Below are 24037 nucleotides of genomic sequence, written 5' to 3'. Positions count from 1 at the left end.
TGGTGACGCTCGAAAACAGGTGTGAACCGAATTCGACTCGAAAACTCGGAGTTCGAGGGAGAAAACAGCGTTTACCTCCTCGGTACCGATACCGATGCTCCCACGACACTCATCGACACGAGCGTGCGAAAGTCCGAAACGCTCGATTCGCTGGAGTCGGGATTGGCCGACTACGGCTGTTCGGTCGGCGACGTGGACCGTGTGCTCGTCACCCATTGGCACACCGACCACGCCGGACTCGCGGGAACCGTCCAAGCGCGAAGCGACGCCGCCGTCTTCGTCCACGAGGACGACGCGGCGCTCGTCGCCCAAGACGAGTCGGCGTGGGACGCCATCGAAACCCGCCAACGGCGCCTCCTCGACGAGTGGGGGCTCCCCGAGCACATCCAGGACCCGGTGTTCCAGCACGCGCGGAAAATCGGTCGTCTCGACGGTCCCGAACCGACCGTCGAGCCGTTTTCCGCGGGCGACCGCTTCGACTGCGGCGACGTCGAACTCGAAGCCGTCCACCTCCCCGGCCACACCGCCGGTCTCTCGGGGTTCGCCTTCGACGGCGACTCCGGCCGCGGACTCTTCTGCGGCGACGCCCTCCTCGGAAACTACACGCCCAACGTCGGCGGCGCGGACGTCCGCCTCGAAAATCCGCTTGCGGCGTACCTCGATACGCTGTCGCACGTCGTCGGGGAGTCCTACGAGCGCGCCTGGCCCGGCCACGGCGGCCCGCTCGACCCGACGGAGCGCGCCCGCGAGATTCGGGACCACCACCGCGACCGCGCCGGTGACGTCATCGACGTGCTGGAACGACACGGCCCGACCGACCCGTGGACCGTGGGTTCCCACCTGTTCGGCGACCTCGACGGCATCCACCTCCTCCACGGCCCCGGCGAATCCTACGCCCACCTCAGACATCTCGCGGAAGCGGGATACGTCGAACGCGTCGGCGACGAGTACGAACTGGTCGAGCAACCCGATTTGGACGCGCTCTTCGAGGACCGGATGGCGACGAGTCCGTAATCACGAGTTCGCGTTTCGAGACCGGGAAACGGATGTTTGGTGCAGTTGGCAGCAGTTTTCGGATAGTTCGGTCACGGTCGCGACGAACAGCCAACGGTTTTCGCGTGATTGCAGCGCTACGAGGTGAGTTTGCTGTTACTGAGAACACATCTACAGAAGTGAGAACTTCGAAAGCCCCCGCCTCGCCAGCGCGCGCCGGACTGGAAATTCGAATGCGCGAAACACGCAAAACGGAAATACGAATGTACGAGGTCCCAAAGGTCGAAACCGTCCGAGTCGGGGGAAATCGGGGTAGAGTCGCGGTCAGGGGAGGTGTCGCGCGAACACGTCGTCGTGGAGCGTCTCGCAGGCGTAGTCGAGAATCGTCTCCAGGTTTTGCGTGTCGTACTGGTTGTACCGGACGAGAACGTCGAGGGCGTCCTCGTCGCCCGCTTCGTACTGGTGCCAGAGTCGAACCGCGTCCTCGCCGCCGATGTCCATGCCGCCGCGACTGATGTCGAGGTCGGACTCCACCGCGCTGAGGCCGCCGGTGAGACCGAGGCGCTTGCAGACGTACATCAAATCGACGTGGGGCGTGTCGAGCGACAGGTCGAACTCGTGTTCGAGGAACGGCTGGTCGAAGCGCTTGCCGTTGAACGAGACTATCAGGTCCGACTCGCCGAGTTCGCGCCGAAGGGCGTCCGCGGTCAAATCGTCGCCGCGGACGAGCGTCTTCGTCTCGCCGTCGCGGTGGAGGCTGACCGTGGTGACGACGCTGGAGTGGTGGCTCAGCCCGGTCGTCTCGATATCGAAAAAGCAGGTGGAAGAGCGGAAGTTCTCGTACAACCGCCATCCCTCGCCGCTGGGGAAGGCGGACGCGAAAAAGGCGGAGTTTCCGTCGTCCAAGTGCTCGCTCGCGGTGGCGATGAACGACTCGATTCGGTCGCCGGTGGCGTCCCCGACGTACGACGGGTCGAACTCGTCCCAGTGTGTGACGCCGTTTCGCCACAGTTTCCGTTCCGTCTTCTCGCCCACCCCGCGGACGGGAATGAAACTGTTCTCGATTCGCATCGACCGAAGGATACCACGAGAGCGTTAAATGCGTTGTCTCTCGCGGACGAAAACCATCAGTTCCGTGAATGAAACCATGGTCGAAACTTACTCCGCACTGAGCATGCCGCGAATCGTCGCGCGCAGGTCGGCGGTATCGACCGGCTTTTCGAGGATGGATCGAACCCCGCGGCTGATGGCTTCGCGCCGGAGGCGCGGCGACGTCTCGGGGGTGAGAACGACCATCGGAACCCCGCGCTCGTGGAGGTCGTCACACCGTTTCCAGAGGTCTGCAGTGTACCCCTCCGTATCGAGGACGGCGACGGCTATCGACGCCTCGTCTCGGAGCACGGTGTCGAACTCCGCGACGGACGTGACGGTGGTCGCCTCACAACCCTCCTCGGAAACGAGGTCGGCGAGGAGCGAGAGGTTGCGCTCGTTCTTACTCAGGACGAGCACGGATGACGAAGCGGTCATTCATCGTCGAGGTCCGGCGCGGATTCGACCCACTCGGGAGCGCCCGAGAGGACGCCGCGAAGACCGGTGAGCGGTTTCCCGACTTCGACGCCGTGTTCGGTGATGCGGAACTCGCGGAGGGTGCGCTCGAAATCGCTGGTTCGTTTTTTCAGCACGCCGATGGCCTTGCGCATCTCGCCGGAGATTTCGAGGTGGCGAAGGAAGACGAGGGTGTCGGCGAGATAACTGATACCGGCCTCGGTCGCGCGGAATTCACCGGTCACGGTGCCGATTTCGTCCACGAGGATGACGGTGACGCCCATGCTCTTCAGGTAGCGCGAGAGGGTGTGGAGCTTTCGGACCAGCGTCTCGTTGTCCTCGCTTTGGACCGACAGCTTGTACCCCTGCAGACCGTCTATCATCACGATGCTGATGTCGTTGTCCTCCACTTCGTGGCGCACCTTTCTGGCGAACTCCATCGCCGAGTGGTCGAGGGGCTCGACCTCTTCGACCGAAAGCGTCCCTTCCGCCATCATCTCTTCGACCGGGATGCCGACGGATTTGTTCCGTTGCATGAACGTCTCGGTCGATTCCTCGAACATGTAGATTATCGACCGCTCGCCGCGATTCGCGGCCTCCTTCATGAACTGCGTTCCGGCCGTCGTCTTCCCGACGCCGGTCGGACCGCTGATGACGGACACCGTGCCGCGCTCGATACCGCCGTGCAGCAGTTCGTCGATTTCGGAGACGCCCGACGGGATGGGTTCGGCGACGTACTCGCCGTCGGACTTGCTCGTCGTCAGTTCGGGATAGACGGCGAGACCGCCCGCCTCGATTCGCATCGAATGTCTCCCCTCTCGAATCGACGAGCCGCGGAACTTCGGCACGCTGATGGTGCGACCGCGTTCCGACCGTTTGAGTTCGATAGTACCGTCCGTCATGTACTGGAGGTCATCGTCCGGCGAGTTCGCAGTGTTTTCCGACGTGACGAGAACGGTCGCGCCCTGCTCTTTCAGGTAGCGCATGAACGCGATGACCTGCTTTCGGAACTGGTACTCATCCGAGGTCAGATGTCGGAGTTTCGTGAGGGGGTCGATGAACACCCGATCCGGCTGTATGGTTTCGACGCGCTCTGTTATCGCCCGCGTGAGCGGTTCCTGTTCGACTTCGCTCGGAGAGAAGATATCGTAGGACTGGTCGTCGACGAACACGTCCGAATCGGGACTCAAATCGAGGAAGTGCACGTCGTCGAGGTCGATACCCAGCGTCGCCGCGTTCTGTCGAATGTCAGATTCCGATTCCTCCAAATTGACAAACAACACCGTCTCGCCCGCGTCGAGACTCGCGGTGAGATAATTGATGCCGAGAATCGTCTTCCCCGTTCCCGGATCGCCTCGAACGAGATAGCTTCGTCCCGGAATGAGTCCGCCGTGCACTATCTCGTCCAGTCCGGGCACACCGGTCGATATCCGCTTCGGTGGACTGAGAGTCATACCCTAGTACATAATCGCGGGAACACACATATATCTCTATTGGGCGTGAAAGGAACGAATCGCAAGGGAGCGGCGACCCGATGCGGGGAAAATAGGTGGAACGGACCGTGACGTGAACAGTCTGAGAACGTGTATGACAAAGGTGGTTTCGAGAACGTGACGAAGTAGCAGAAAACGAACACTTACCCGGAACCGTCAGGGGGTAAGCACCGGCAGCCGTTCGATTGGCAACAAATAACAAAGGGAGAGAGGGACCTAGCGACGCCATCGCGTGAGCCGCTCGTCCACCGACCCTGACGGGGTGAGCGACACGCAGGTGAAAATACGATGTCCGACGCAGACACCGACAAATATCCGGAGGAGTCCTCGCGCCGACGGTTCGTGAAAGGAGTCGTCGGCAGTGCGGCGTTGGCCGGTATCGGAACGGGAACGGCGGCGATGATGAAAACCGCGACGTCGCCCTCCGGAGCGGGTGGCGGGACCGTCGAATACTACGGCGTCGAGAACATCGCCGGACCCGCACCGCGGGGGATGCCCCAAATTCCGGTCGAACTCGATAGCAACGGCGACCTGAGAGGCGTGTGGCCCGAGGTGAAGCAGGTCGAACGAAACGGCAACACCGTCACCATCGCCGAACAACAGATGGGGGGAATCACGTACTCCTCCCAGTGGTTCCAGTACTGTGGCGTCCAGACGTATCCCGGTATCCAACCGGACGCGGAACAGGACAACTACTTCCGCTACACGTCCTCGCAGTACACGTGGCAGTCCGAATCGGTTTCCGCGGGGGATAGGGTCAACATCGACGACTTCGACGACTACAGGACGTGGGGGAACGACATCGGAAAATCCGGGCTCGGGAAACCCGCCTCCGCGACGTGGCGGTCACAGGACGTGGAAGCGAGCGGGACGATTCCCGTCCAGATAATCAGGAGCACGGCGATAGAGGAGAAGGCGAAGAACAACCAGTGGTTACAGGCGAGCACGCAGGAAGGGTTCATCGCCATCCTCGACAAGTGTACGCACTTCTGCTGTGTGCCGCTGTTCAAAGCCGACCCGGGGAGCGCGAAGTTCAACGCGCAAAACGATATCTACTGCCCGTGCCACCAGTCCATCTACGACCCGTACGCCATCGAACGGCTCTCGTTCGTCGCCCTGCCGCGGCCGACGGATTCGTCGGGTGAGTAGGGGTAACGAGCAGTTCCAGAGTAGAGCAATTCCCGATTATCGCTCTCCGATTACCGCTCCTCGACCGGTTGCCACTCCCGATTTTCCCCGCCGACGTAGGCGGAGCGCGGCCGGATGATGCGGTTGTCGTCGAGCTGTTCCAGACAGTGTGCGGTCCATCCGCCGACGCGGGCGATGGCGAACGTCGTCGTGAACAGTTCCGACGGAATCCCGATGCCGTGGAGGAGGACGGCCGTGTAGAATTCGACGTTCGTCGCCAGACTGAGGTCGGGCCTGCGTTCCGAGAGCAGGTCGGTCGTGGTCGTTTCAACCGTCTTCGCCGTCTCGAAGAACGCGCGCTCGCCGCCCGACTCGTAGAAGGATTCGGCGGCCGACGAAAGCACGGCGGCCCGCGGGTCGCGGACGTTGTAGACCCGGTGACCGAAGCCCATGATTCGCTCTCCTTCGTCGAGTTTGTCCTCGACGTAGCCCGCCGCGTCGCCCGATTCGTTGATGTCGAGGAGCATGTCGAGAACCGGGCCGGGCGCGCCCCCGTGGAGCGGCCCCTTGAGCGCGCCGACCGCGCCCGTAACTGCCGACACGAGGTCCGTCTCCGTCGAGACGATGGCTCGTCCGCTGAACGTCGAGGCGTTGAGGCCGTGGTCCACGACGGAGTTGAGATAGGTTTCGAGGCCGCGCGTCTCGGCGTCGGTCGGTTTCTCCCCGGTGAGCATGTAGAGGTAGTTCGCGGCGTGCGAGAGGTCGCCGTCGGGGGCGACCGGTTCGTTCCCGTTTCGGAGTCGCCAGTAGGCCGCCACGATGGTCGGCAGTTGCGCGACGAGGAGGCGGGCTTCGTCCTCGGGACCGTCCGTTTCGTGTCCGAGCGTCGCGGCCGCGACGCCCATCCGAAGCGCGTCCATCGGGTCGGCGTCGTCCGCCGCGGCCGCCCGGAGCAAGTCAAGCGTCGCATCCGAGAGGTCGCGGTAGGCGGCGAGGTCGGCGCGGAAGGACGCCAACTCCTCGGCGGTCGGCAGGCGGTCGTTCCACAGGAGGAAGACCGTCTCCTCGAACGTCGCTTGCTCGGCGAGTTCCGCGAGCGGATACCCGGCGATGACCAGTTCACCGGCGTCGCCGTCGATGTAGCTGCGTCGGGTTTCCGCGACGATGACGTTCTCCAATCCCTCGTTGATGGTCTGGTCGGTCATGCTTCGAATGAACTACGAACGCCGGAGCATATATACACCCTATATTTCCTATTACAAATATAAATTCGTGAAAAATCGTGGAGCGTCCGGAAATCGCTCAGTCGGGTGCGCCGGACTCGAAGAGAATGGGATTTCTGGGAAGATATACAGAGAGATATCTGGACAGAAATGCGGAGAGATTTCTAATTGGACAGGAAAATACCCTTCGAATGGGTCGGGAAGGATTACTCTCCGACCCATCCCTTCGACGAAATCCCGACCGAACCCGGAAGGAACGTGGGGGAACCCCAGTCCTAAGGCCGGGAGAACCCAATCCGTTGGCATGAACATGCTCGTGGACGGCGAGTGGCGGACCGACGCGTACGAGAGCACGAACGAGGAGGGAGAGTTCGAGCGACAAACGACGTCGTTCCGCGAGTGGGTCGAGGACGACCCGGAGAGCGAGTTTCCGGCGGAATCGGGTCGCTATCACCTGTACGTCTCCTACGCCTGCCCGTGGGCACACCGGACGCTCCTCGTGCGGTCGCTGAAGGGACTCGAAAACCACATCTCGGTGTCGGTCGTGGACCCACACCGGCAGAACGACGGCTGGGAGTTCTCTCCCGACCGGCTCGGCTGTACGGCTGACAGCGCGAACGGGGCGGAGTACCTCCGAGAGGTGTACGTGAAGGCCGACCCCGAGTTCACCGGGCGCGTGACGGTGCCCGTCCTCTGGGACGAGGAGCGCGAAACCGTCGTCAACAACGAGTCGGCGGAGATAATGCGGATGTTCGACACCGCGTTCGACGACATCGCGGACCGCGACGTGACCCTCTACCCCGAGACGTACCGCGAGGAAGTGGACGAGACCATCGAGGCGATCTACGACCCCATCAACAACGGCGTGTACCGTGCGGGGTTCGCGGAGACCCAGACCGCCTACGAAGCGGCCGTGTCCGACCTGTTCGAGGCGCTCGACCGCTGGGAGGGGGTACTCGCCGACCGGCGCTACCTCTGCGGGCCGGACCTGACCGAGGCCGACCTCTGCCTGTTCACGACGCTCGTGCGCTTCGACGCGGTGTACGCGACGCACTTCAAGTGCAACGTCCGCCGAATCGCGGACTACCCGAACCTCTGGAACTACCTGAAGGAGTTGGCACAACTGCCCGACGTCGCCGAGACGATTCGGATGGACCACATCAAGGGACACTACTACCGAAGCCACGCGGACATCAACCCGACCGGAATCGTCCCCGTCGGCCCGGACCTCGACTTCGATGCGGACCACGACCGCGAGCGGTTAGCGGGCGGCCCGCCGAACGAGATTCGACGGTGAAAATCCCCAGAATACATAGATAACCATCGTTGGAAAAGTATGAAGTAACTAATCATCTTACTTCCAGAAGTGCGCGAGAATACATTCGACATCACGAGGCGGAGCGCGCTGGCACTCTTGGGAGCAGGTGTGGCCGGGGCGATGACTGCCCCCATCGCGGCGGGCGAGCGGCCGACCGGCGGCAGCGACGCCCACTGGACGACGGGCGAGAAGTACGGCGTCGGCACCGTCGCCGACCACGATTCCGACGACCCCTCGCGGGTCTGGTTCACCCTCACCGAGGGCGCGCTGACCGAGGCGCGATTCCCGCGAATCGACTACATCAACCTCCGAACGCTCGATTTCGTCGTGGCAGACCCGGCGGACGGCTACGTCGCCCGCTCGTTCAACGTCTCCCGCTTGGACGACGAGGAGGAGGGCGTCGAGCGGACGACCGAGATGGCGGACGACGATTCGCTCTCCTTCCGGCAGACGATAACCGCGACCGACGGCCGGGATTGGAAACTCGTCGTGGAGTACGCGGCGCATCCCGACCGCGACGCGTTCCTCGCCGACGTGAAGTTCGACGGGGGCGGAGCGAAGTACGACGTGTACGCCCTCGCCGACACGGCGTTCTCGAACAGCGGGATGGGCGACGTTGCACACACCAGGGCAGACAGCGGCGAGTCCTACCTGTCCGGCCACGACACGACCGACAACGACGGGAACGCGGTCATCCTCGACGCGGACGGGAACCCCTACAACGTCGCCGGGGCGCTCGCCGCGGACGGCGGCTTCGACTGGACGACGGTGGACGTCGTGGGGGGCGACAGCCTCTCGCCGCTGCTCACGGACGGAACGGCCGAAACGAGCTACGACGAGGCGGCCGGGAACGTCGCGCTCGTCGGACGACTCGGACGGAAGACGGACGGAGTGAACGCGACCGTCGCGTTCGGCTTCGCCGAGAACGCGGACGAAACGAGCGCGTACGAGGAGGCGAAGGCGGCACTCTCCTCGCCGTTCGGGAAGGTCCGCGCGCGCTACGCGAAGTCGTGGCGAGAGTACCTGAAAGGAGTCACAGTCCCGAAAAGCGTTCGAAGGGACGAGGAGCTTCGACGGCAGTTCGACGCCAGCGCGATGGCGCTGAAAGCCGCCGAGTCGAAGCGGTTCCGCGGTGCGGGCGTCGCCAGTCCGAGCGTCCCGTGGGGCGAGGCCGTAGTTGCGAACGAACCGTCCGACTACGGGTACAACTTCGTCTGGTCGCGCGACCTCTATCAGGCGTTCACCGCGCTCTCGGCCATGGGCGACGTGGAGAGCGCCGTCGCCGCCGTCGAGTACCTGTACGAGTATCAGCAGGACGACGCGGGCTTTCTCCCGCAGAACACGTTCCTCGACGGCCGGACGCGCTGGGGCGGCGAGCAGATGGACAACATCTCGTTCCCCCAAATCATGGCGTATCAACTGCGCGAACGCCACGACATCGGGTTCGACGACGTGAGCTACGACTACGAGAACGTCCGCCTCTCGGCGGATTACGTCGTCGGTCACGGACCCGCCACCGGACAGGAACGCTGGGAGGAGGAGTCGGGCTACTCGCCGAGCACGACGGCCGCCGAAATCGCCGGACTCGCCTGCGCCGCGGCCATCGCCGACGAGGAGGGTGAGGACGCCGACGCGCTCGTCTACCTCGCGCTGGCCGACCGCTGGCAGGCGAAGACGGAAGCGTGGATGGCGACGACGACGGGCACCGATGAGCACACGCGGACGCCGTACTACTTCCGCATCAACGACGACACGGACCCGGACGACGGCGCGCCGCGGAGCATCAACAACGGCGGGCCGACGCTGGACGAGCGGAACGTCATCGACGCGGGCTTCCTCGAACTCGTCCGCCTCGGCGTCAAGCCGTGGGACGACCCGACGATTCGGAACTCGCTCGCCGTCGTGGACGACACCATCGAGGTCGAGACGCCGCACGGTCCGGCGTTCTACCGCTACAACGACGACGGCTACGGCGAGCAGGGTGAAAACGCGAGCGACGACTACCGCGAGGGCGGACCGTGGTCGCTCGACAACGAGGGGCAGGGTCGCCTCTGGCCCATCTTCACCGGCGAGCGGGGCGAGTACGAACTCCTCGCGGGATGTGAGCGCGAGTACGACCCCGAATCGTTGCTCACGACGATGGCCGGGTTCGCCAACTCGGGGCGGATGATTCCCGAGCAGGTGTGGGACCGGCCCGATTCGACCGCCTACGGGTGGGAGTTCGGCGAAGGAACCGGCTCCGCGACCCCGCTGTCGTGGAGCATGGCGCAGTTCGTCCGACTGGCCTACGGCATCGAGGCCGGAAAGCCGGTCGAGACGCCCGCGTTCGTCGAGGGGCGCTACGCGGACGGCGAAGTCCCGGACGGACCGGCCCTCTCGGTCGAGTTCCCGTCGTCGCCGGTCACGCGACGGACCGTCACGGTCTCGGGCGAAACGGACGGCGCGACGGTCGTCGTGAAGACGCCGAGCCAGACCATCGTGCGCGACGGCGGCGCGTTCAGCGTCGCCGTCGAGGTCGGCGACGGCGAGAGCGGCATTACGGTCGCGGCCGCGACCGACGGAGATTCCCTCGCGGAGACGGGAACGACGGTGCGCCGGAAGACGGTGGCGTACGTCGACGTCGGCGACGAGGTTGCGACGTGGGACGACCCGGAGGGCGACGACGCGGGGCCGGGTTCCTACACCTACCCGACCTCGGGCGAGTTCGTGGACGGCGCGTTCGACATCGACTCGTTCGGCGTCTACGAAACCGACGACGCCTACCAGTTCCTGCTCCGGCTCGCGGGCGAGTTGACGAACCCGTGGGGCGGCAACGAGCTATCCTTGCAGACGATTCAGGTGTACCTCCGCGACCCCGACGCGTCCGGTGGGGAAACGGCCGCCCGCGAGGGCGTCAACGCGACCCTCGAAGCGCCGTACCAGTACCGCGTCGTCGCGGAAGGGTTCGTTCCGGCGCGCGTCGAAGCGGGAGACGGGAGCGAGCTCACGCGCGACGTGACGATAACGGGCTACGAGTCGGTCGATGCGGTCAAGCTCGAACTGCCGAAGTCCACCCTCGACGGCGATTTGACCGACATGCAACTCGTGCCGCTCCTCCTCGGACAGGACGGTTACAGTCCGGGACGGATTCGCCCCGTCAACGCGACGGCGGGCGGCTACACCTTCGGCGGCGGCCGCGAAGATTCGATGAACCCGAACGTCATCGACCTCGTGACGCCCGAGGGAGTGAATCAGCCGGACGCGCTCGCCTACTCCGCCGACGAACTGGCGACGATTCCGTACCTGTCGCTGTAACGACCAGACGCCGGTTCGGTCGCGTTTCGCTCCCCGAGCGCGGTGACGACCGAGCGGTCCGTGCGGGAGAGGGAGGCGGTGACGGCGGAATCGTCGCGGACCACCCGACTGTCCGCGACTCTCGACCAGTCGCCGTCGTACCGCCACAGTCGAAGCGTCGTCTCGTTCACGCCAGCGGCCGCGACGGCGCGGGGGTCGTATCCCACTCGAAGGTCGAGCGTCGAGTCGGACGACGTTCCGCTGACCACGAACGACCGGCCGACGGGCGCGCGATTCGGCGGAGCCTCCGGCCGGTCGGTCGAGTCGAGGGCGACGTTCCGCCCCGAGAAGGACAGTCGCGTGCCGTCGAGCGAGACGTTCCGAGCGTCGAGGGACGAACCGCGTTCGGCGAACACGGTCCAGTTCTCGTTTTTCGTCGCCGTCACGTCGCGGAGACGGGCGGCGGAGTCGTTGAGATAGAACCCAGAACTCGTCGCGCCGGGGATAGAGGCGTTGCCCGCCGAGCGTGCGACCGTCGTGTTCGAAATCCGGGCCCGAGAAGTCCCGACCAGTCCGACACCGACGAACCCGCTTCCGGTGACGGTGCTGTCGGTCACCGTCGCGTCGGTCGAGTCCAGGAAGTTGACGCCGACGAGTTCGTCGGTCGTCGTGGCGTTGTCCAGCGTGGTCCGTCGGGATTCGACGACGCTCACGCCGAGCAGACCCGAACTGGCGTTCACGTCGGCGACGGTGGCGTTCGTGCTGTTTTCCACCCCGAACCCGACGCGATTCGAGATGGCGAACGAGCGGGCGAACGTGCTGGCGCTCGCGTTGTCGGCGAAGAACGCGACGTTGTTCCCGGCGGCCACGCCCCCGCGGACGGTCCCGTTCGTCCCGCCGAGGAGGAACCCGACTTCGTTCGACTGCCCGACGCTATCGACGACGACGGAACCGGTCGAACGGACGGACGCGAATCCGGCGACGTTGCGCGATAGGTTCGCATCGAGGACGCGCGTGTCGGTGCTGTCGGCGACGAAGATTCCCGCGGACTCCGATGGCCCCGGGAACGGACGACGTTGGGGATTCACGTTGGTCGTCGCCGTGACGTTCGTCAGGTCGGTTCCGGTCGCGTCGGCGAGTCGCACGCCGGACAGGTCGTTATCGACGACGCGAACGTCCCGAAGCGTTCCGTCGGTCGTCCCTGCGAACCCGACGCCGACCTCCCAGTCGGTCGCCGTCAAGTTCCGAACGGTGACGTTCCGCGCGTCGCGGACGGACAGACCAGTATTTCCGCTGTTTCCGACGCTCCGTCGGTCGGTTTTGCGCCCGTCGATGACGTGGCCGCGACCGTCGAGCGTCACGTCGTCGGCGCGGATGTCGATGCAGGATTCCGCCGTCTCGGTTCGAACGTCGGACGCGAGGACGTAGCGGCCGGGCGTCGAAATCGTCGTACAGGAGTCGAGGGACGCACTCGACGCGTCGGGGGCGTCGCCGAACGCCGGAACGGACGCACAGACCAGCGAAACGGCGAGCAGCAGAACGAACAACCGAACGAGTCGTGACGAACGCGCGGGGCGTGACGGTCGCATGTCCCCCGGCACGAGCGGCCGGTGCTTTGTTATTCGCCGGAAGCGACGTCGTAACGGCGAAAGCACGTTGGTAGAACCGGGTATCGTCGAAAGTACGTCGGTCGGAGCGGGTAACGCCGAAAGTACGTCGGTCGGAGCGGGTAACGCCGAATACCGACCCGGGAAACCCTAACCGTGTCGGGCGAACGTGTTTTGGGGGTCGGCGGAAATGATGAGATATGGTGATGAAAGAGTCAGAGGAGAAGATCGGACGCGACGACCCCGTGCCGAACTTCGAACTCCGCGGCACGGACGGAGAATATCACACGCTGGGCGACTTCGCGGACTACGACGCCGTGTTGCTGGTGTTCACCTGCAACCACTGTCCCTACGCGCAGGCGAAGTTCGACCTGCTCAACGACCTCGCGGACGAGTACGACGACGCGGCCGTCGTCGGTATCAACCCCAACGACGCCGACGAGTACCCCGACGACTCCTTCGAGGCGATGCAATCGCGAGTGGAAGACGGGACGATAGGGTACGACGCCTACCTCCGCGACGAGTCACAAGAGGTCGCGGAGGCCTACGGCGCGGTCTGCACGCCGGACCCGTTCTTGCTCCGCAACGAGGGAGACACGTTCACGCTGGCCTACCACGGCCGACTGGACGACGCGCTGAACCCCGACGCGGAGGCGACCGAGTTCTACATCCGCGACGCCATCGACAGCGTGCTGTCGGGCGAGGATGTGGACTTGGAATTCATGCCGTCTCGTGGTTGTTCCATCAAGTGGAAATAACGAAAAGTAGGAGCAGGCGGTAACACTCGTGTCACTTCCCGACGTGAGTGTAACCGAATATTTTGGGAACCAGCTATAAGTGAGAATTCGTCGTTGTAGTATCCATGGCAGAAGGAAGCGATACGGTGACGAAATCGACGGGGTTCAGGTTGGCCAGAGTGATCTACGGCGGTCTTCTCACGTACATGGGGATTTCCGGGCTCCGGAACGTCGAAGCGCAGGCGGGCTACGCGGAAGCCAAGGGCGTCCCGATGCCCGAAACGTCCGTCGTGGCATCCCACTGGCTCCTCCTCGTCGGTGGCGTCGGAATCACCCTGTGGAAACTTCCGGCGCTCGCCGCCAGCGCCGCCATCAGTTTCTTAGTCGGCGTCACCCCGTTCACCCACGACTTCTGGAATCAAGAGGGTCAGGAACGACAGAACGAAGAGAACCACTTCCTCAAAAACGCGGCCATGCTCGGCGCGGCACTCGCCTTCCTCGGCGTCGCGGAATCCGAGAAGGCGAAAAAATCGACCGACGAATAACGAACCGAGCGACACGCGACGAACTGACCGGCGAGCGACGGACGGCCGCGACGGCGCTTTTTTCGAACGAGTACACCGACCGCGGACCCGAGTGCCGCAAAGCTTTACGGGCGAATCCGACGAATCGGACCACATCGTGGCCCGCCTCGAAGACCCGCTCGAAATCGGGGGCGTCGAACTTCCGAACCGACTCTATCGCGCCCCGTTACTCGAATGCGCAGGCAACGGCGAAGACGCGGTGGAAACCCTGCTTCGGGAACTCGAACCGGCCGCCGAGTCGGGCGTCGGGCTGATATGTCAGGGTGCGACCATCGTGCGCGGCGAAGGAGGGTGTGCCGCGCCGGGAATGACCAGGGTCCACGACCCCGCGTTCGTCTCGCGCCTCTCCCGACTCACGGACGCGGTGCACGACCACGGGAGTCGGATTTTCGTCCAACTCGAACACGGGGGGTTGCGGAGCATGGAGACGTGGCACGCGGGCTACCGCGCCGAAAACCCCGAGTTGCGACAGTTGGCCGTCTCGCGGCCGCCCGCCGTCCTCCGATTGCTGGACAGAGTGGGCTTCCTCGACTACGACCCGCACGTCCTCTCGACAGCGGAGGTGTACGACCTCGCGGCCGATTTCGGCCGCTCGGCGGAATACGCGGTCGAAGCGGGCTACGACGGAATTCACATCGCCGGGGCGAACATGGGTATCGTCCAGCAGTTCCTCTCGCCGTTCTACAACCGCCGCGACGACGAGTTCGGCGGGTCGCTCGCGGCCCGGACGAGGTTCCTCGAAGTGGCGTACGACGAGATTCGGGAGCGCGTCGGCCCCGACGTTCCCGTCGTGACCAAGGTTCCCGCCGAAACGACCGCCCCGGCGTTCGTCCGGCGGCACCTCTCGCTCGCCGACGGAATCCGCATCTGCGAGCGGTTGGCCGACGTGGGATTCGACGCCCTCGTCCCGGTGCAGGCGTCGGTGTTCTGGGACGCGAGCATCGTTCGCGGCGCGTTCCCGGCCCGCGCGTGGCGCGACGAGCGGTTCCGCGACGGATACGGGGAGGCGTTCGGGAGCAAACCGCGCGCCGCGCTCGTCGCCCTGCTCAACTGGCTCCAGTCGCTGAAATACGACTTCGACCCGGCGTGGAACCGTCCGTTCACCCGTCGCGTCTCGTCGCGCGTGTCGGTGCCCGTGCTGGCGGAGGGCGGGATTCGGACCCGCGCCCAAATCGACCGACTGCTCGCCGAGGGCGCGTGCGACGCCGTGGGAATGGGTCGGCCGTTTTACGCTGAGCCGCGGCTCCCGGCGCGACTGCTCGAAAGCCCGAACGCCGCCGTCGCGTGCGAAAATTGCAACAACTGCACCGTCCCGCAAGCGACGGGGGCGCGCGGCGTCTGTCGAACGCCCAGCGTGCTCGCAAAGCGCGGAGAACTCCGGGAATCGGGTGCCTACGACCGCCCCGGTAACCCCGACCGAGAGGAGTCGTAACGGGTATTCGGTCGGGGACCCAATCGAGGGACAGTGACCGACGAGTACGAGATTTCTGACTTCTACGACGCCATCGAAGACGTGGGGCGTCCGGTGCTCACCGCCGATGAGGTTGCCCGCGCACTCGACTGTTCGCACGAGGACGCCAACCGCGTGCTGGAGCGACTCGCCGAGGAGCGCGACGTGGCGCGGCTAGACGTGGAGAACGACCCCGTGGTCTGGTTCCCGACCGAGTGGGAACGACTCGCCGACCGCGAGCGAATCGTGGTGTTCCCGAAACGCCGCGAAATCGTCGCCGACCAACCGGCGCAGTTCACGCGGGCGCAGCTCTCGCAGTTCGCCCACCTCACCGATACGACGCGGGCGGGGAGCTACAGCTATCGTGTTCGGGAGGAGGACATCTGGTCCGCGCCGTACGATTCTCTGGAAACCCTGATGCGGACCGTCCGGCAGGTGCTCCCGGAGCCGTCGCCGGATTTGGAGGGATTCATCGAGGCCCAGTGGAAGCGCGCGCGGCAGTTTCGCCTCTACACCCACGAGGACGGCTACGTCGTCCTCGAAGCCGCGAGCGACGACCTGATGGGGAACGTCGCCCGACAGAAGTTGAGCGAGGACCACCTCCGCGCGCCCATCGCCGACGACGAGAGCTGGGTCGCGGAGGACAAGGTGGCCGAAGTCAAACGAATCCTCTACGAAGCGGGCTACCCCGTGCAGGACGAACGCGACTTGGAAACCGGGGACGACCTCGATATCACCTGCGCCCTCGATTTGCGCGACTACCAGCGCGAGTGGGTCGAGGAGTTCGTCGATCTCAAATCCGGCGTCCTCGTCGGCCCGCCGGGGAGCGGGAAGACGGTGGCCGCGATGGGCGTCCTCGAAGCCGTCTCCGGCGAGAGCCTGATTCTGGTTCCGGGACGGGAACTCGCCGGGCAGTGGCGCGACGAACTGCTGGCCAGCACCAGCCTCACGCCGGAGCAGGTCGGCGAGTACCACGGCGGCGAGAAGAACGTCCGCCCGGTGACGATTGCGACCTACCAAACCGCCGGAATGGACCGCCACCGCCAGCTGTTCGACCAGCGACGGTGGGGCCTCATCGTATACGATGAATGTCAACACATCCCGTCGCGGGTGTTCCGCCGGAGCGCGGACCTGCAGTCGAAGCACCGACTGGGATTGTCAGCGACGCCCGTACGGGAAGATGACAAGGAAAAAGACATTTTCACGCTCATCGGCCCGCCCATCGGCACCGACTGGGACGCGCTGTTCGAGGCCGGATTCGTCGCGGAACCCGAGGTGGAAATCCGGTACGTCGGGTGGGACGAGGAGACCTATCACGGCGAGTACGCTAACGCCGACGGACGCGGGAAGCGGCGAATCGCCGCGACGAACCCCGCGAAACTGGACGAGATTCGGTTCCTGCTCGCCGAACACCCCACCTCGAAGGCGCTGGTGTTCGTGGAGTACCTCGAACAGGGCGACCGAATCGCGGAGGCCCTCGACGTGCCGTTCCTGAGCGGCCAGATGCGCCACGCGGAGCGCGAGCGCCACCTGCAGGCGTTCCGCGACGGCCGGGAGGACACCTTGGTCATTTCGCGCGTCGGCGACGAGGGAATCGACCTGCCGGACGCCGAAATCGCCATCGTCGCGTCCGGGTTGGGCGGGTCGCGGCGGCAGGGCGCACAGCGCGCCGGGCGGACCATGCGCCCCGCCGGACGCGCTCGGATGTACGTGCTGGCGACGCGCGGCACCCGCGAGGAGGAGTTCGCCCGCCAGCAGTTGCGCCATCTCGCTTCGAAGGGGATTCGAATTCAGGAGACGGTGCTGGACGAGCGAGAGGAAGACGACTGACTCGGCGACGGGAGTGAAGTAACGGCGGCCACAACGTCGGGGTATGGCCCGCGAAGTGCGACACGACGCGAGGAGTCCGCTCAAACTCGACGAGGACGACATCGACGAGGAGAAAGGCGATATCGCCGTCTGCCGGTGCGGCCTGTCCGCGGAGTATCCGTTCTGTGACGGCACACACCGAACGACGCGGGACGAGGAGGAGGGAACGGTGTACCGGTACGAAGACGGCGAGCGACGGGTAATCGAGGAAATCGTCTATCGGGAAGGGAACGAGAGCGGCGACCACGGAAACGGCACCGACGACCGCGGGGACGGTAACCGCGACTACGGGGACGACAACGGCGACTGACGCGCCGCGTCGGCAACAACGCCTAACCGAATCGCCCGCGTCCCGAAGGTATGCGTCTCGGGGAGACGAGGGGAAGAAGATGAGGGGAATACCGGCGGGTGCGGTCGTCGCGGTCGTCGTCGCCGCCGCGATTGTCGGGGGTATCGGAGTCGCTTCGGGAGGAGGCGAACCGGGAGCGACGGAGCCCCCAGCGGTCCAAGCGGTCGGCGTGACTGCCGACATCGAGTACACGTGTCGGAACGTGACCGTCACGGTCGAACCCGAGCGGGTGCAGTACGACCTCGTTATCTTCTACGAGGATACCGTCACGGGAAAGCGAGGCAAGGCGCTCGTCGGCCCGATGCGCGGGAAGACGGTCGAACCGTACGGGAACGGCATCGTGTTCACGAGCGTCGAAGTGATGGTCAACGGAGCGACCGTCGAAACGGAAACCATCCTCGCGAAGTGCTACCCGGATACCAAAGACGCGACGCGCTCCGGGAGGTCGCCTATCGGCACCGATTCGGGGGTCTCGGCGAGCGGGGAGCGTTCCCGAAACCCGGTGCCGGTCGCGATGGCGACGACTGATTCTTCGGGGTCGATTTTGCCCGCGGTCGAAAGGTGACGGATTCCCGCCAGCGTCGTCGCCGAAGCCGGTTCGACGCAGAGACCGGCGCGGCGCGCGAGTTGTCGTTTCGCGTCGAGGATGGCGTCGTCCGCCACCGAGAGCACGGCCCCGCCGGTGTCACGAACCGCGGCGAGGACCCGGTTTCCGCTCGGCGGGGAAGCATTGGCGATGGAGTACGCCACCGTTTCGCCGCCATCGACGGGCGTCACGCGGTCCGCCCCGTTCCGGAACGCTTCTGCTATCGGGTCGCACGCGGCGGCTTGGACGAAGTAGAGTCGGGGGAGCGACTCGGCATTGAGCAGGTTCGCGTCGCGGAGTTCGCACACCGCCTTCCAGATGGCGCTGGCGTGGCCGCCGCTACTCACGGGGGCGACGATGGCGTCGGGCGTCCGTCCCTCGTCGGCGAACGCCTCGCAGATTTCCAGCGCCGTCGTCTTCTGGCCCGCGACCCTGAGCGGCGCGTCGGAGTTGACGAACCGGACCCCCGGTAGGTCGAGACTCACGTCGTACAGCCGACCGTAGTCGCCCTCGACGCGCACCAGCGTCGGGTCGTGCCGGGCGATGTGGGTCAGCCGCTCCGTCGGGATGTCGTCGGGGACGAGCACGAGGCAGTTCAGCCCCGCGCTGGCGGCCGTCGCGGCCGTGCTCATCGCCATGTTGCCGTGCGAAACGGTTCCCACCCAGTCGTCGCCCGCGTCGAGCGCTCGGGCGACGCCGACCGCGCTTCCACGGTCCTTGAAGCTGCCCGTCGGGTTCGCGCTCTCGTCCTTGACCCGGAGTTCGCATCCGGCGTAGTCGTCGAGTCGCGGCGTACGAAGCAGCGGCGTTCCGCCGACGACGGACCCGATGCCCGGCGGGCGGGAGACGGGGAGCAGGTCGCGGTAGCGCCAGATGGACGAGCCGGACGTTTCCGGCCACGAAAATCGCGTCGCGTCCGTTCGGTCCGCTCGGCCCGTCGCGTCAACCCCATCCGTTCCGTCGATTTTCAACCAGAGCGGTTCGCCGCACGAACAGCGCGCACCCGTCGCGGCTTCCCGGCCGCACCGATAGCAGACCCGCGTCGGCGGCGTTTTCGTCCCCGTCATCGGATCGCGTCCTCGTAGGTTCGTTTGGCGCGACTCGCGCCGTCGAGCAGGTAGTCGGCGTCGATGCCGACGACCTGAAAGTCGAATCCGGCGTTCACCCAGCGTTCGACGTCCTCGGGGTCGAGTGCGATGCTCCCGACCGGAACGTCGGCGTCGTGAGCCGCGTCCAGAACAGCGGAAATTTCGGTGTCCAGCGACTCCGTGTCGCCGAACCGTCCGAGCGACGCGGAGAGGTCCGCCGGGCCGACGAAGAGCGCGTCGATGCCGTCCGCAGCCGCGATGTCGGCGGCGTGTTCGACGCCGCTCTCGGTCTCGATTTGCGCCACGACGAGCCGTTCGTCGTTCGCCCGCTCGAAGTAGTCGGCCAGGTCGCGGCCGTACCGCGACGCCCGCGACCCGGCGACGCCCCGGGTTCCGTCCGGCGGATAGCGCGTCGCGTCGGCGATTCCACGGGCCTGTGCCCCCGTCTCGACCATCGGAACGATGACGCCGGAGACGCCGGTATCGAGGACGCGCTTGAGCCGCGCGGGGTCGTCGTCCGCCACGCGAACGAGCGGTTCGGTGGTCCCGCTCGCGGCGTCCACGGCGCGGGCGAGGGTTTCGACCGTTTCGAGGGACATGGCCGTGTGTTCGGCGTCGATGACCACGAAATCGAAGCCCAGTTCGGCGCACATCTCGGCGACCGCCGGGTGGGCGATGGAAATCCACGACCCGACCGCGGCGTCGCCCGCACGGATGGCGGTTGGCAGTTCGCTCATGGGGTGCAGGACGGGTGGGAGGGAAAAATAGCACCGGGTCGGGGAAATCCGCTCAATCCGCCCCGGTCACGCTGTAGATGACGAAGAGGTACCCGACCGTCGAGACGCCGTAGTTCACCGTGAGGAGCAACCGACTGTTGTTGAAATCGGTGAGAAACGCGCTGAACGTGGTGGCGATGGCCGCCGCGACGAGGATGGAAAACCCGATAGAGAGGACGAGCATCGACCGACGGGACGTCTGTTGGTATGCGCGCATCGCTAACCCGACCATGGTGAGACCGGTCGCGGCGAGAACGACGCTGAGTACGATATACGTGATTTCGATAGCTTGCATGGAGTGTCGCCTTCTATTTTCGTGAACTACAAATCAGGCAACTGATTTAAAATTACGCCATATCGCAATCCATCAATCGGACGGCACGAACCGCGTCGGGTTCGGAATCGAATCCGGCCACGCGGGATTGAAAATTTATTTGACAGTGTGAAGAACCGCCGTCCGTCAGAACAGCGTGACGGCGAGGAATCCGACGAGTAGCGTTCCCGTCACGACGAGTTGGAACACCGCCGACGCCAACAGGCCGACGATGGCGAAGGTGGCCGTCTTGGCCCCTCTTCCCGCATCGCGGGTTCGGGCCAGTTCGACGGCGAACGTGGCAAGGGCGACGGCGACGAGCATCCCCAGCGGTCCCGTCGTGAACAGTGCGACGACGCCGACGACGCCCGCGACGGCGGCCGACCAGACCGAACCACCGCTCGCTCGGGCGGAAATCGCGCTCCCGGCGTACTCGGCGACGACCGCGGCGACCCCGAGGACCGTTGCGATGGCCACGAAGGGAAGACCGGGGTCCCCGAACCCCGTCCCCCACCAGTAGGCGTAGATGCCCGCGAGCGAGAGCGGGACGCCCGGCAGGAGCGGGACGACGCTGCCGAGGACGCCGCCCAGCAGGAGCGCGAGGGCGAGGAGGAAGGGCCAATCCATGTGGAAGGGAAGGCGGTTACGAGCCATAACCCTTCAGGTTGCCCGATAGCTTTTGAACGCTAGCGACCGGAGATACGAACGATGACGGTACTCGTCGCCGGCGCAACCGGGTTCGTCGGCCGCCACCTCGTCCCTGCACTCGTCGAGCGCGGTGAGGAGGTCGTGGCGATGACGCGGGACGCATCGACGTACGACCCGCCGGAGGGCGTCTCGGTCGTCGAAGGCGACCTGAACGACCGGGATAGCCTGCAAGGTATCTTCGAGGGCGTGGACGTCGCGTACTACCTCGTCCACTCCATGGGCGAGAGCGAGGACTTCATGGCCCACGACCGGGTCACCGCGCGGAACTTCGTTTCCGCGGCACGCGAGGGGGACCTCTCCCGCGTCGTCTACCTCTCCGGACTCGGGGGGGAGCGAGTCACCCTCTCCGACCACCTCAAATCGCGCCGCGAGGTGGAGTACATCCTCGGCACCGGTCCCTACGACCTGACCGTCCTCCGGGCGGCCATCGTCGTGGGGGGCGACAGCGCCAGCTTTCGCATGGTTCGACAGCTGTCGGAGCGCCTTCCGCTGATGATAACGCCGCGGTGGGTCGGGACCGACTGCCAACCCATCGCCATCGACGACGTGGTGGCCTACCTCCTCGGCGTCCTCGACGCGCCCGAGACGGCCGGAAAGACGTTCGAAATCGGTGGACCGGACGTCCTCACCTACGGCGAGATGGTGATTCGGACGGGTGACCTGCTCGGCAAGCAGTCCACCATGATTCCCGTTCCAGTCCTCACCCCGAAGCTCTCGGCCTACTGGGTCGACCTCGTGACGGACGTTCCGAAGGAGGTTGCCCATCCGCTCATCCTCGGCTTGAAGACGCGAACCGTCGTGGAGGACGACCGAATCCGCTCGCTCGTCCCCATCGAGTTGACGTCGTTCGACGACGCCGTTCGGCGCGCCATCGCATGAATCGCCCCGTCTATCGATGGACGTACGAGAGCATCGTGGACGCGATTCCGGGCGTCACGTTTCCCGATTGGCTCGCGCTCACGATACAGTTCGTCCTCTTCGAAGGGGTCATGTTGCTCCTCGCGTGGCGATACGACCTCTGGCACGCCGTCCCGGCGGGAACCGCGGCCATCGTCGTCGCCACCGCCGGAAGCGCGCTGATGCTCCTCATCGGCCGCCGAGTGCGGGACCTGTCGATGCCGACGGCGTACCGAAAGCTGCTGTTCGGGTCGAGCATCGAGGTGGTGCTCGGCGTCATCGCGTACGTCGCGTTGATAACGTACCTGCTGGTGTACACCCCACGGACGGGCGCGCCGCTCCTCGAATCGCTGTTGGGAACCGCCCCGCCGATACCAGCGGTGTTCCTCACGCTGCTCGTCCTGTGGGACGTGTGCTATCGCATCGGCACCGCGTGGTGGGCGAGCGTCATCGGCTTCTGGGTCGCGTTCCGGCATCCGACGGAGGGAGCGACGCGGCGAAGTCTCCGCCGCGTGGACGCCTTCGTCATCTGCTTCGCCCTGTTGCAACTCGTCCTCGTGCCGTTCGTCCGGGGCTACGACCTGCTGGTGTTCGCGCTGGTCGGCCACGTCGTCGCGGTGCTCTGCGTCTCGGGGAGCGCGATTTTTATCCGCACCCGTGGCTCAACTATTTAACGGATGGTGGCATAATCCGTTGGTACAGGTTCCCAAGCCATGTCCGACAGTGACCCGTCGTTCTCGATTCCGCACCGGCCGCGACGGACGTATCCGCGGCAGGGCGGCGTCCGCTACGAGGGGGAGACGCTGTTTCGCCTCTCGCCGAGTTCGGACCCCTCCGAGAACGACCTCGTGAACCTCGTCGAGCGCGTGCTCGACGGGGAGTCGTACACCTACGGCGACTGGTTCGACCTCCCCGTTCCGATGTATCTCGTGCGCGACCGCGAACACGACACCACGTTTCGCGTCGTCGTTCGATACGAGTCAGTCGAGCTACACATTCTCCCTGACACGCGTTCGTCGGGGTTACAGACGCTCTATCATCGACTAACGGCGTGTTCGGACTGCTCGTGGAGCGTCTCGTGCGAGTCGAACCCAAACTGACAAATCGAAACGGAGTACAACCATTATATACCATCGGCGGGTGAACGTAATCTAATGGCGCTCCATGTAGACTCCCGCGATTGGACCCTCCGTACGACCCACAATCGAGACGAGATGTTGGCGCTCGCGGACGAAGAAGGAATTCGAGCGGCACGGGCGTCCTACCCGTCCGGCTGGCTCTTTTTGACCCGTGACCCGTCGACCCGTGAGCTGGTTCGGCTCGCCGCGGCGACCGGCGGCGAGTGGCAGGTGGAGGACCTCGCGCACGAACTCGACCGGGACCTCGAAGACGTCGAGCGAAGTTTGGAGGACCTCGTTGCGCTTCGCGTGTTCCGCGAGGACGACGAGACGTATCGACCGAACTCGGAAAGCGTCGTCGCGAACGCCGTCGGACAGTTACGAAGCGCGGCGGACGAGCGGGGCGCGTCCGACGGCTTCCGCGACCTCACGCAGCCCGAAGCGGTTCGCCTGCTATTGGACGCGCTCCTCGCCGTGGACGAGACGGAAGAGTTCACGCAGGACGACCTCCACGAACGCGTGGGGTTGTCCCGGAAATCGGTGTGGATGCACGTTGACCCGCTGGAGGAACTCGGCGTGCTCACGGACTCCGGTAGCGGCTACAAAATAAACGAATCGAGTTCTGTCTTCGCTCACATCAGAGCGCTGAACGCCGCGGTTCTCGGCACCGCCCTCTCCCCTTAAGCGGTCTGTGTCTGACTGAGATCCGCCCCGACGTAGTCTTCTTCCCACTCACGGCGCGCTTCGATTTCACGCGCACCCCTCCGGGTGAGCGTGTAGTAGTTCGTTCGACGGTCTCGCTGTCCCTTCTCCACCAACCCTTTGTCCACGAGGGAGTCGAGATTCGGATACAGTCGCCCGTGATGAATCTCCTTCTCGTAGTACGCTTCGAGTTCTTCTTTGATGGCGAGGCCGTGGGGTTCGTCCAGACCAGCGATGACGTACAGCAAGTCCCGCTGGAAACCAGTCAGGTCGTGCATGG

The 24037-nt window shown here is 65.1% G+C and carries 23 protein-coding genes; 13 read left to right on the top strand and 10 right to left on the bottom strand.

The features are described from left to right. Positions 1–21 precede the first annotated feature (21 nt). Positions 22–1014, top strand: coding sequence for an MBL fold metallo-hydrolase (locus tag OPC11_RS19150; RefSeq protein ID WP_264782996.1), 993 nt, complete (start codon positions 22–24; stop codon positions 1012–1014). A gap of 303 nt (positions 1015–1317) precedes the next feature. On the opposite strand, the gene OPC11_RS19145 is transcribed toward OPC11_RS19150, so the two are convergent. The 3 genes from OPC11_RS19145 to OPC11_RS19135 form a co-directional block, all read right to left on the bottom strand. Beyond that, positions 1318–2064, bottom strand: a complete 747-nt coding sequence (locus OPC11_RS19145) for a ribonuclease H-like domain-containing protein (RefSeq protein ID WP_264782995.1) — start codon at positions 2062–2064, stop codon at positions 1318–1320. Positions 2065–2151: 87 nt separating this feature from the next. After that, positions 2152–2520 (bottom strand): response regulator, encoded by a 369-nt coding sequence (locus tag OPC11_RS19140; protein ID WP_007982112.1) that lies wholly within the window; start codon positions 2518–2520, stop codon positions 2152–2154. Further along, positions 2517–3992 (bottom strand): ATPase domain-containing protein, encoded by a 1476-nt coding sequence (locus tag OPC11_RS19135; protein ID WP_264782994.1) that lies wholly within the window; start codon positions 3990–3992, stop codon positions 2517–2519. The genes OPC11_RS19140 and OPC11_RS19135 overlap by 4 nt, the downstream gene beginning before the upstream one ends. Before the next feature lie 327 nt (positions 3993–4319). Here OPC11_RS19135 and OPC11_RS19130 point away from each other — a divergent pair, with 327 nt between their 5' ends. Continuing rightward, positions 4320–5180: a Rieske 2Fe-2S domain-containing protein gene (locus tag OPC11_RS19130; protein ID WP_007982108.1), complete on the top strand. Its 861-nt coding sequence runs from the start codon at positions 4320–4322 to the stop codon at positions 5178–5180. Between the two features lie 50 nt (positions 5181–5230). Here the strand turns inward: OPC11_RS19130 and OPC11_RS19125 are convergent, their stop codons facing one another. Further along, entirely contained in the window at positions 5231–6364 is a 1134-nt protein-coding gene (locus tag OPC11_RS19125; RefSeq protein ID WP_264782993.1) for a citrate synthase, read from the bottom strand. Positions 6365–6686: 322 nt separating this feature from the next. Between OPC11_RS19125 and OPC11_RS19120 the strand changes: the two genes are divergently transcribed. Together OPC11_RS19120 and OPC11_RS19115 are read left to right on the top strand one after the other, a co-directional pair. Continuing rightward, entirely contained in the window at positions 6687–7679 is a 993-nt protein-coding gene (locus tag OPC11_RS19120) for a glutathione S-transferase family protein (protein ID WP_264782992.1), read from the top strand. Positions 7680–7748: 69 nt separating this feature from the next. Beyond that, positions 7749–10994 (top strand): glucodextranase DOMON-like domain-containing protein, encoded by a 3246-nt coding sequence (locus tag OPC11_RS19115; RefSeq protein ID WP_264782991.1) that lies wholly within the window; start codon positions 7749–7751, stop codon positions 10992–10994. Here OPC11_RS19115 and OPC11_RS19110 read toward each other — a convergent pair. Next, positions 10949–12562, bottom strand: coding sequence for a right-handed parallel beta-helix repeat-containing protein (locus tag OPC11_RS19110; RefSeq protein WP_264782990.1), 1614 nt, complete (start codon positions 12560–12562; stop codon positions 10949–10951). The genes OPC11_RS19115 and OPC11_RS19110 overlap by 46 nt on opposite strands. A 218-nt stretch (positions 12563–12780) precedes the next feature. Between OPC11_RS19110 and OPC11_RS19105 the strand changes: the two genes are divergently transcribed. The 5 genes from OPC11_RS19105 (at position 12781) to OPC11_RS19085 (ending at position 17530) form a co-directional block, all read left to right on the top strand. Continuing rightward, on the top strand, positions 12781–13338 hold the full coding sequence (locus OPC11_RS19105) for a thioredoxin family protein (protein ID WP_264782989.1): 558 nt from the start codon (positions 12781–12783) through the stop codon (positions 13336–13338). A gap of 104 nt (positions 13339–13442) precedes the next feature. Then, a complete protein-coding gene (locus OPC11_RS19100; protein WP_007982101.1) occupies positions 13443–13862 on the top strand; it encodes a DoxX family protein in 420 nt (139 codons plus the stop codon). Positions 13863–13953: 91 nt separating this feature from the next. Next, a complete protein-coding gene (locus OPC11_RS19095; RefSeq protein ID WP_264782988.1) occupies positions 13954–15333 on the top strand; it encodes an NADH:flavin oxidoreductase in 1380 nt (459 codons plus the stop codon). A gap of 33 nt (positions 15334–15366) precedes the next feature. Next, positions 15367–17181 carry a DEAD/DEAH box helicase gene (locus OPC11_RS19090; RefSeq protein WP_264782987.1) on the top strand — a complete coding sequence of 605 codons (1815 nt, stop codon included), beginning with the start codon at positions 15367–15369 and terminating at the stop codon, positions 17179–17181. 43 nt (positions 17182–17224) lie between these two features. After that, complete coding sequence (locus tag OPC11_RS19085) at positions 17225–17530, top strand: CDGSH iron-sulfur domain-containing protein (RefSeq protein ID WP_264782986.1); 306 nt, start codon at positions 17225–17227, stop codon at positions 17528–17530. Positions 17531–17977: 447 nt separating this feature from the next. On the opposite strand, the gene thrC is transcribed toward OPC11_RS19085, so the two are convergent. From thrC to OPC11_RS19065, 4 genes are all read right to left on the bottom strand, one after another. Continuing rightward, a complete protein-coding gene (thrC, locus tag OPC11_RS19080; protein ID WP_264782985.1) occupies positions 17978–19222 on the bottom strand; it encodes a threonine synthase in 1245 nt (414 codons plus the stop codon). After that, positions 19219–19980 (bottom strand): aldolase/citrate lyase family protein, encoded by a 762-nt coding sequence (locus OPC11_RS19075; protein ID WP_264782984.1) that lies wholly within the window; start codon positions 19978–19980, stop codon positions 19219–19221. Before OPC11_RS19075 ends, thrC begins: the two co-directional genes overlap by 4 nt. A gap of 52 nt (positions 19981–20032) precedes the next feature. Beyond that, complete coding sequence (locus OPC11_RS19070; RefSeq protein WP_007978060.1) at positions 20033–20314, bottom strand: hypothetical protein; 282 nt, start codon at positions 20312–20314, stop codon at positions 20033–20035. 165 nt (positions 20315–20479) lie between these two features. Beyond that, positions 20480–20959, bottom strand: a complete 480-nt coding sequence (locus OPC11_RS19065) for a DUF456 domain-containing protein (RefSeq protein ID WP_069451252.1) — start codon at positions 20957–20959, stop codon at positions 20480–20482. An 81-nt stretch (positions 20960–21040) separates the two neighbouring features. Here OPC11_RS19065 and OPC11_RS19060 point away from each other — a divergent pair, with 81 nt between their 5' ends. From OPC11_RS19060 to OPC11_RS19045, 4 genes are read left to right on the top strand one after another with little or no spacing between them, the layout of a single operon-like run. Next, complete coding sequence (locus OPC11_RS19060; protein WP_264782983.1) at positions 21041–21919, top strand: NAD(P)H-binding protein; 879 nt, start codon at positions 21041–21043, stop codon at positions 21917–21919. Further along, entirely contained in the window at positions 21916–22611 is a 696-nt protein-coding gene (locus OPC11_RS19055) for a hypothetical protein (protein ID WP_007978063.1), read from the top strand. The genes OPC11_RS19060 and OPC11_RS19055 overlap by 4 nt, the downstream gene beginning before the upstream one ends. Positions 22612–22650: 39 nt before the next feature. Then, positions 22651–23037, top strand: a complete 387-nt coding sequence (locus tag OPC11_RS19050; RefSeq protein WP_264782982.1) for a hypothetical protein — start codon at positions 22651–22653, stop codon at positions 23035–23037. A gap of 54 nt (positions 23038–23091) precedes the next feature. After that, positions 23092–23739 carry a hypothetical protein gene (locus tag OPC11_RS19045; RefSeq protein ID WP_232423891.1) on the top strand — a complete coding sequence of 216 codons (648 nt, stop codon included), beginning with the start codon at positions 23092–23094 and terminating at the stop codon, positions 23737–23739. Here OPC11_RS19045 and OPC11_RS19040 read toward each other — a convergent pair. Then, positions 23736–24035 carry a PadR family transcriptional regulator gene (locus OPC11_RS19040; RefSeq protein WP_007978070.1) on the bottom strand — a complete coding sequence of 100 codons (300 nt, stop codon included), beginning with the start codon at positions 24033–24035 and terminating at the stop codon, positions 23736–23738. The two genes, OPC11_RS19045 and OPC11_RS19040, sit on opposite strands and share 4 nt — an antisense overlap. Positions 24036–24037: the final 2 nt, after the last annotated feature.

The sequence above is a fragment of the Haladaptatus sp. T7 genome (assembly GCF_026008575.1).
Lineage (GTDB): Archaea > Halobacteriota > Halobacteria > Halobacteriales > Haladaptataceae > Haladaptatus > Haladaptatus paucihalophilus.
This window is presented reverse-complemented; position numbering and strand designations above follow the sequence as displayed.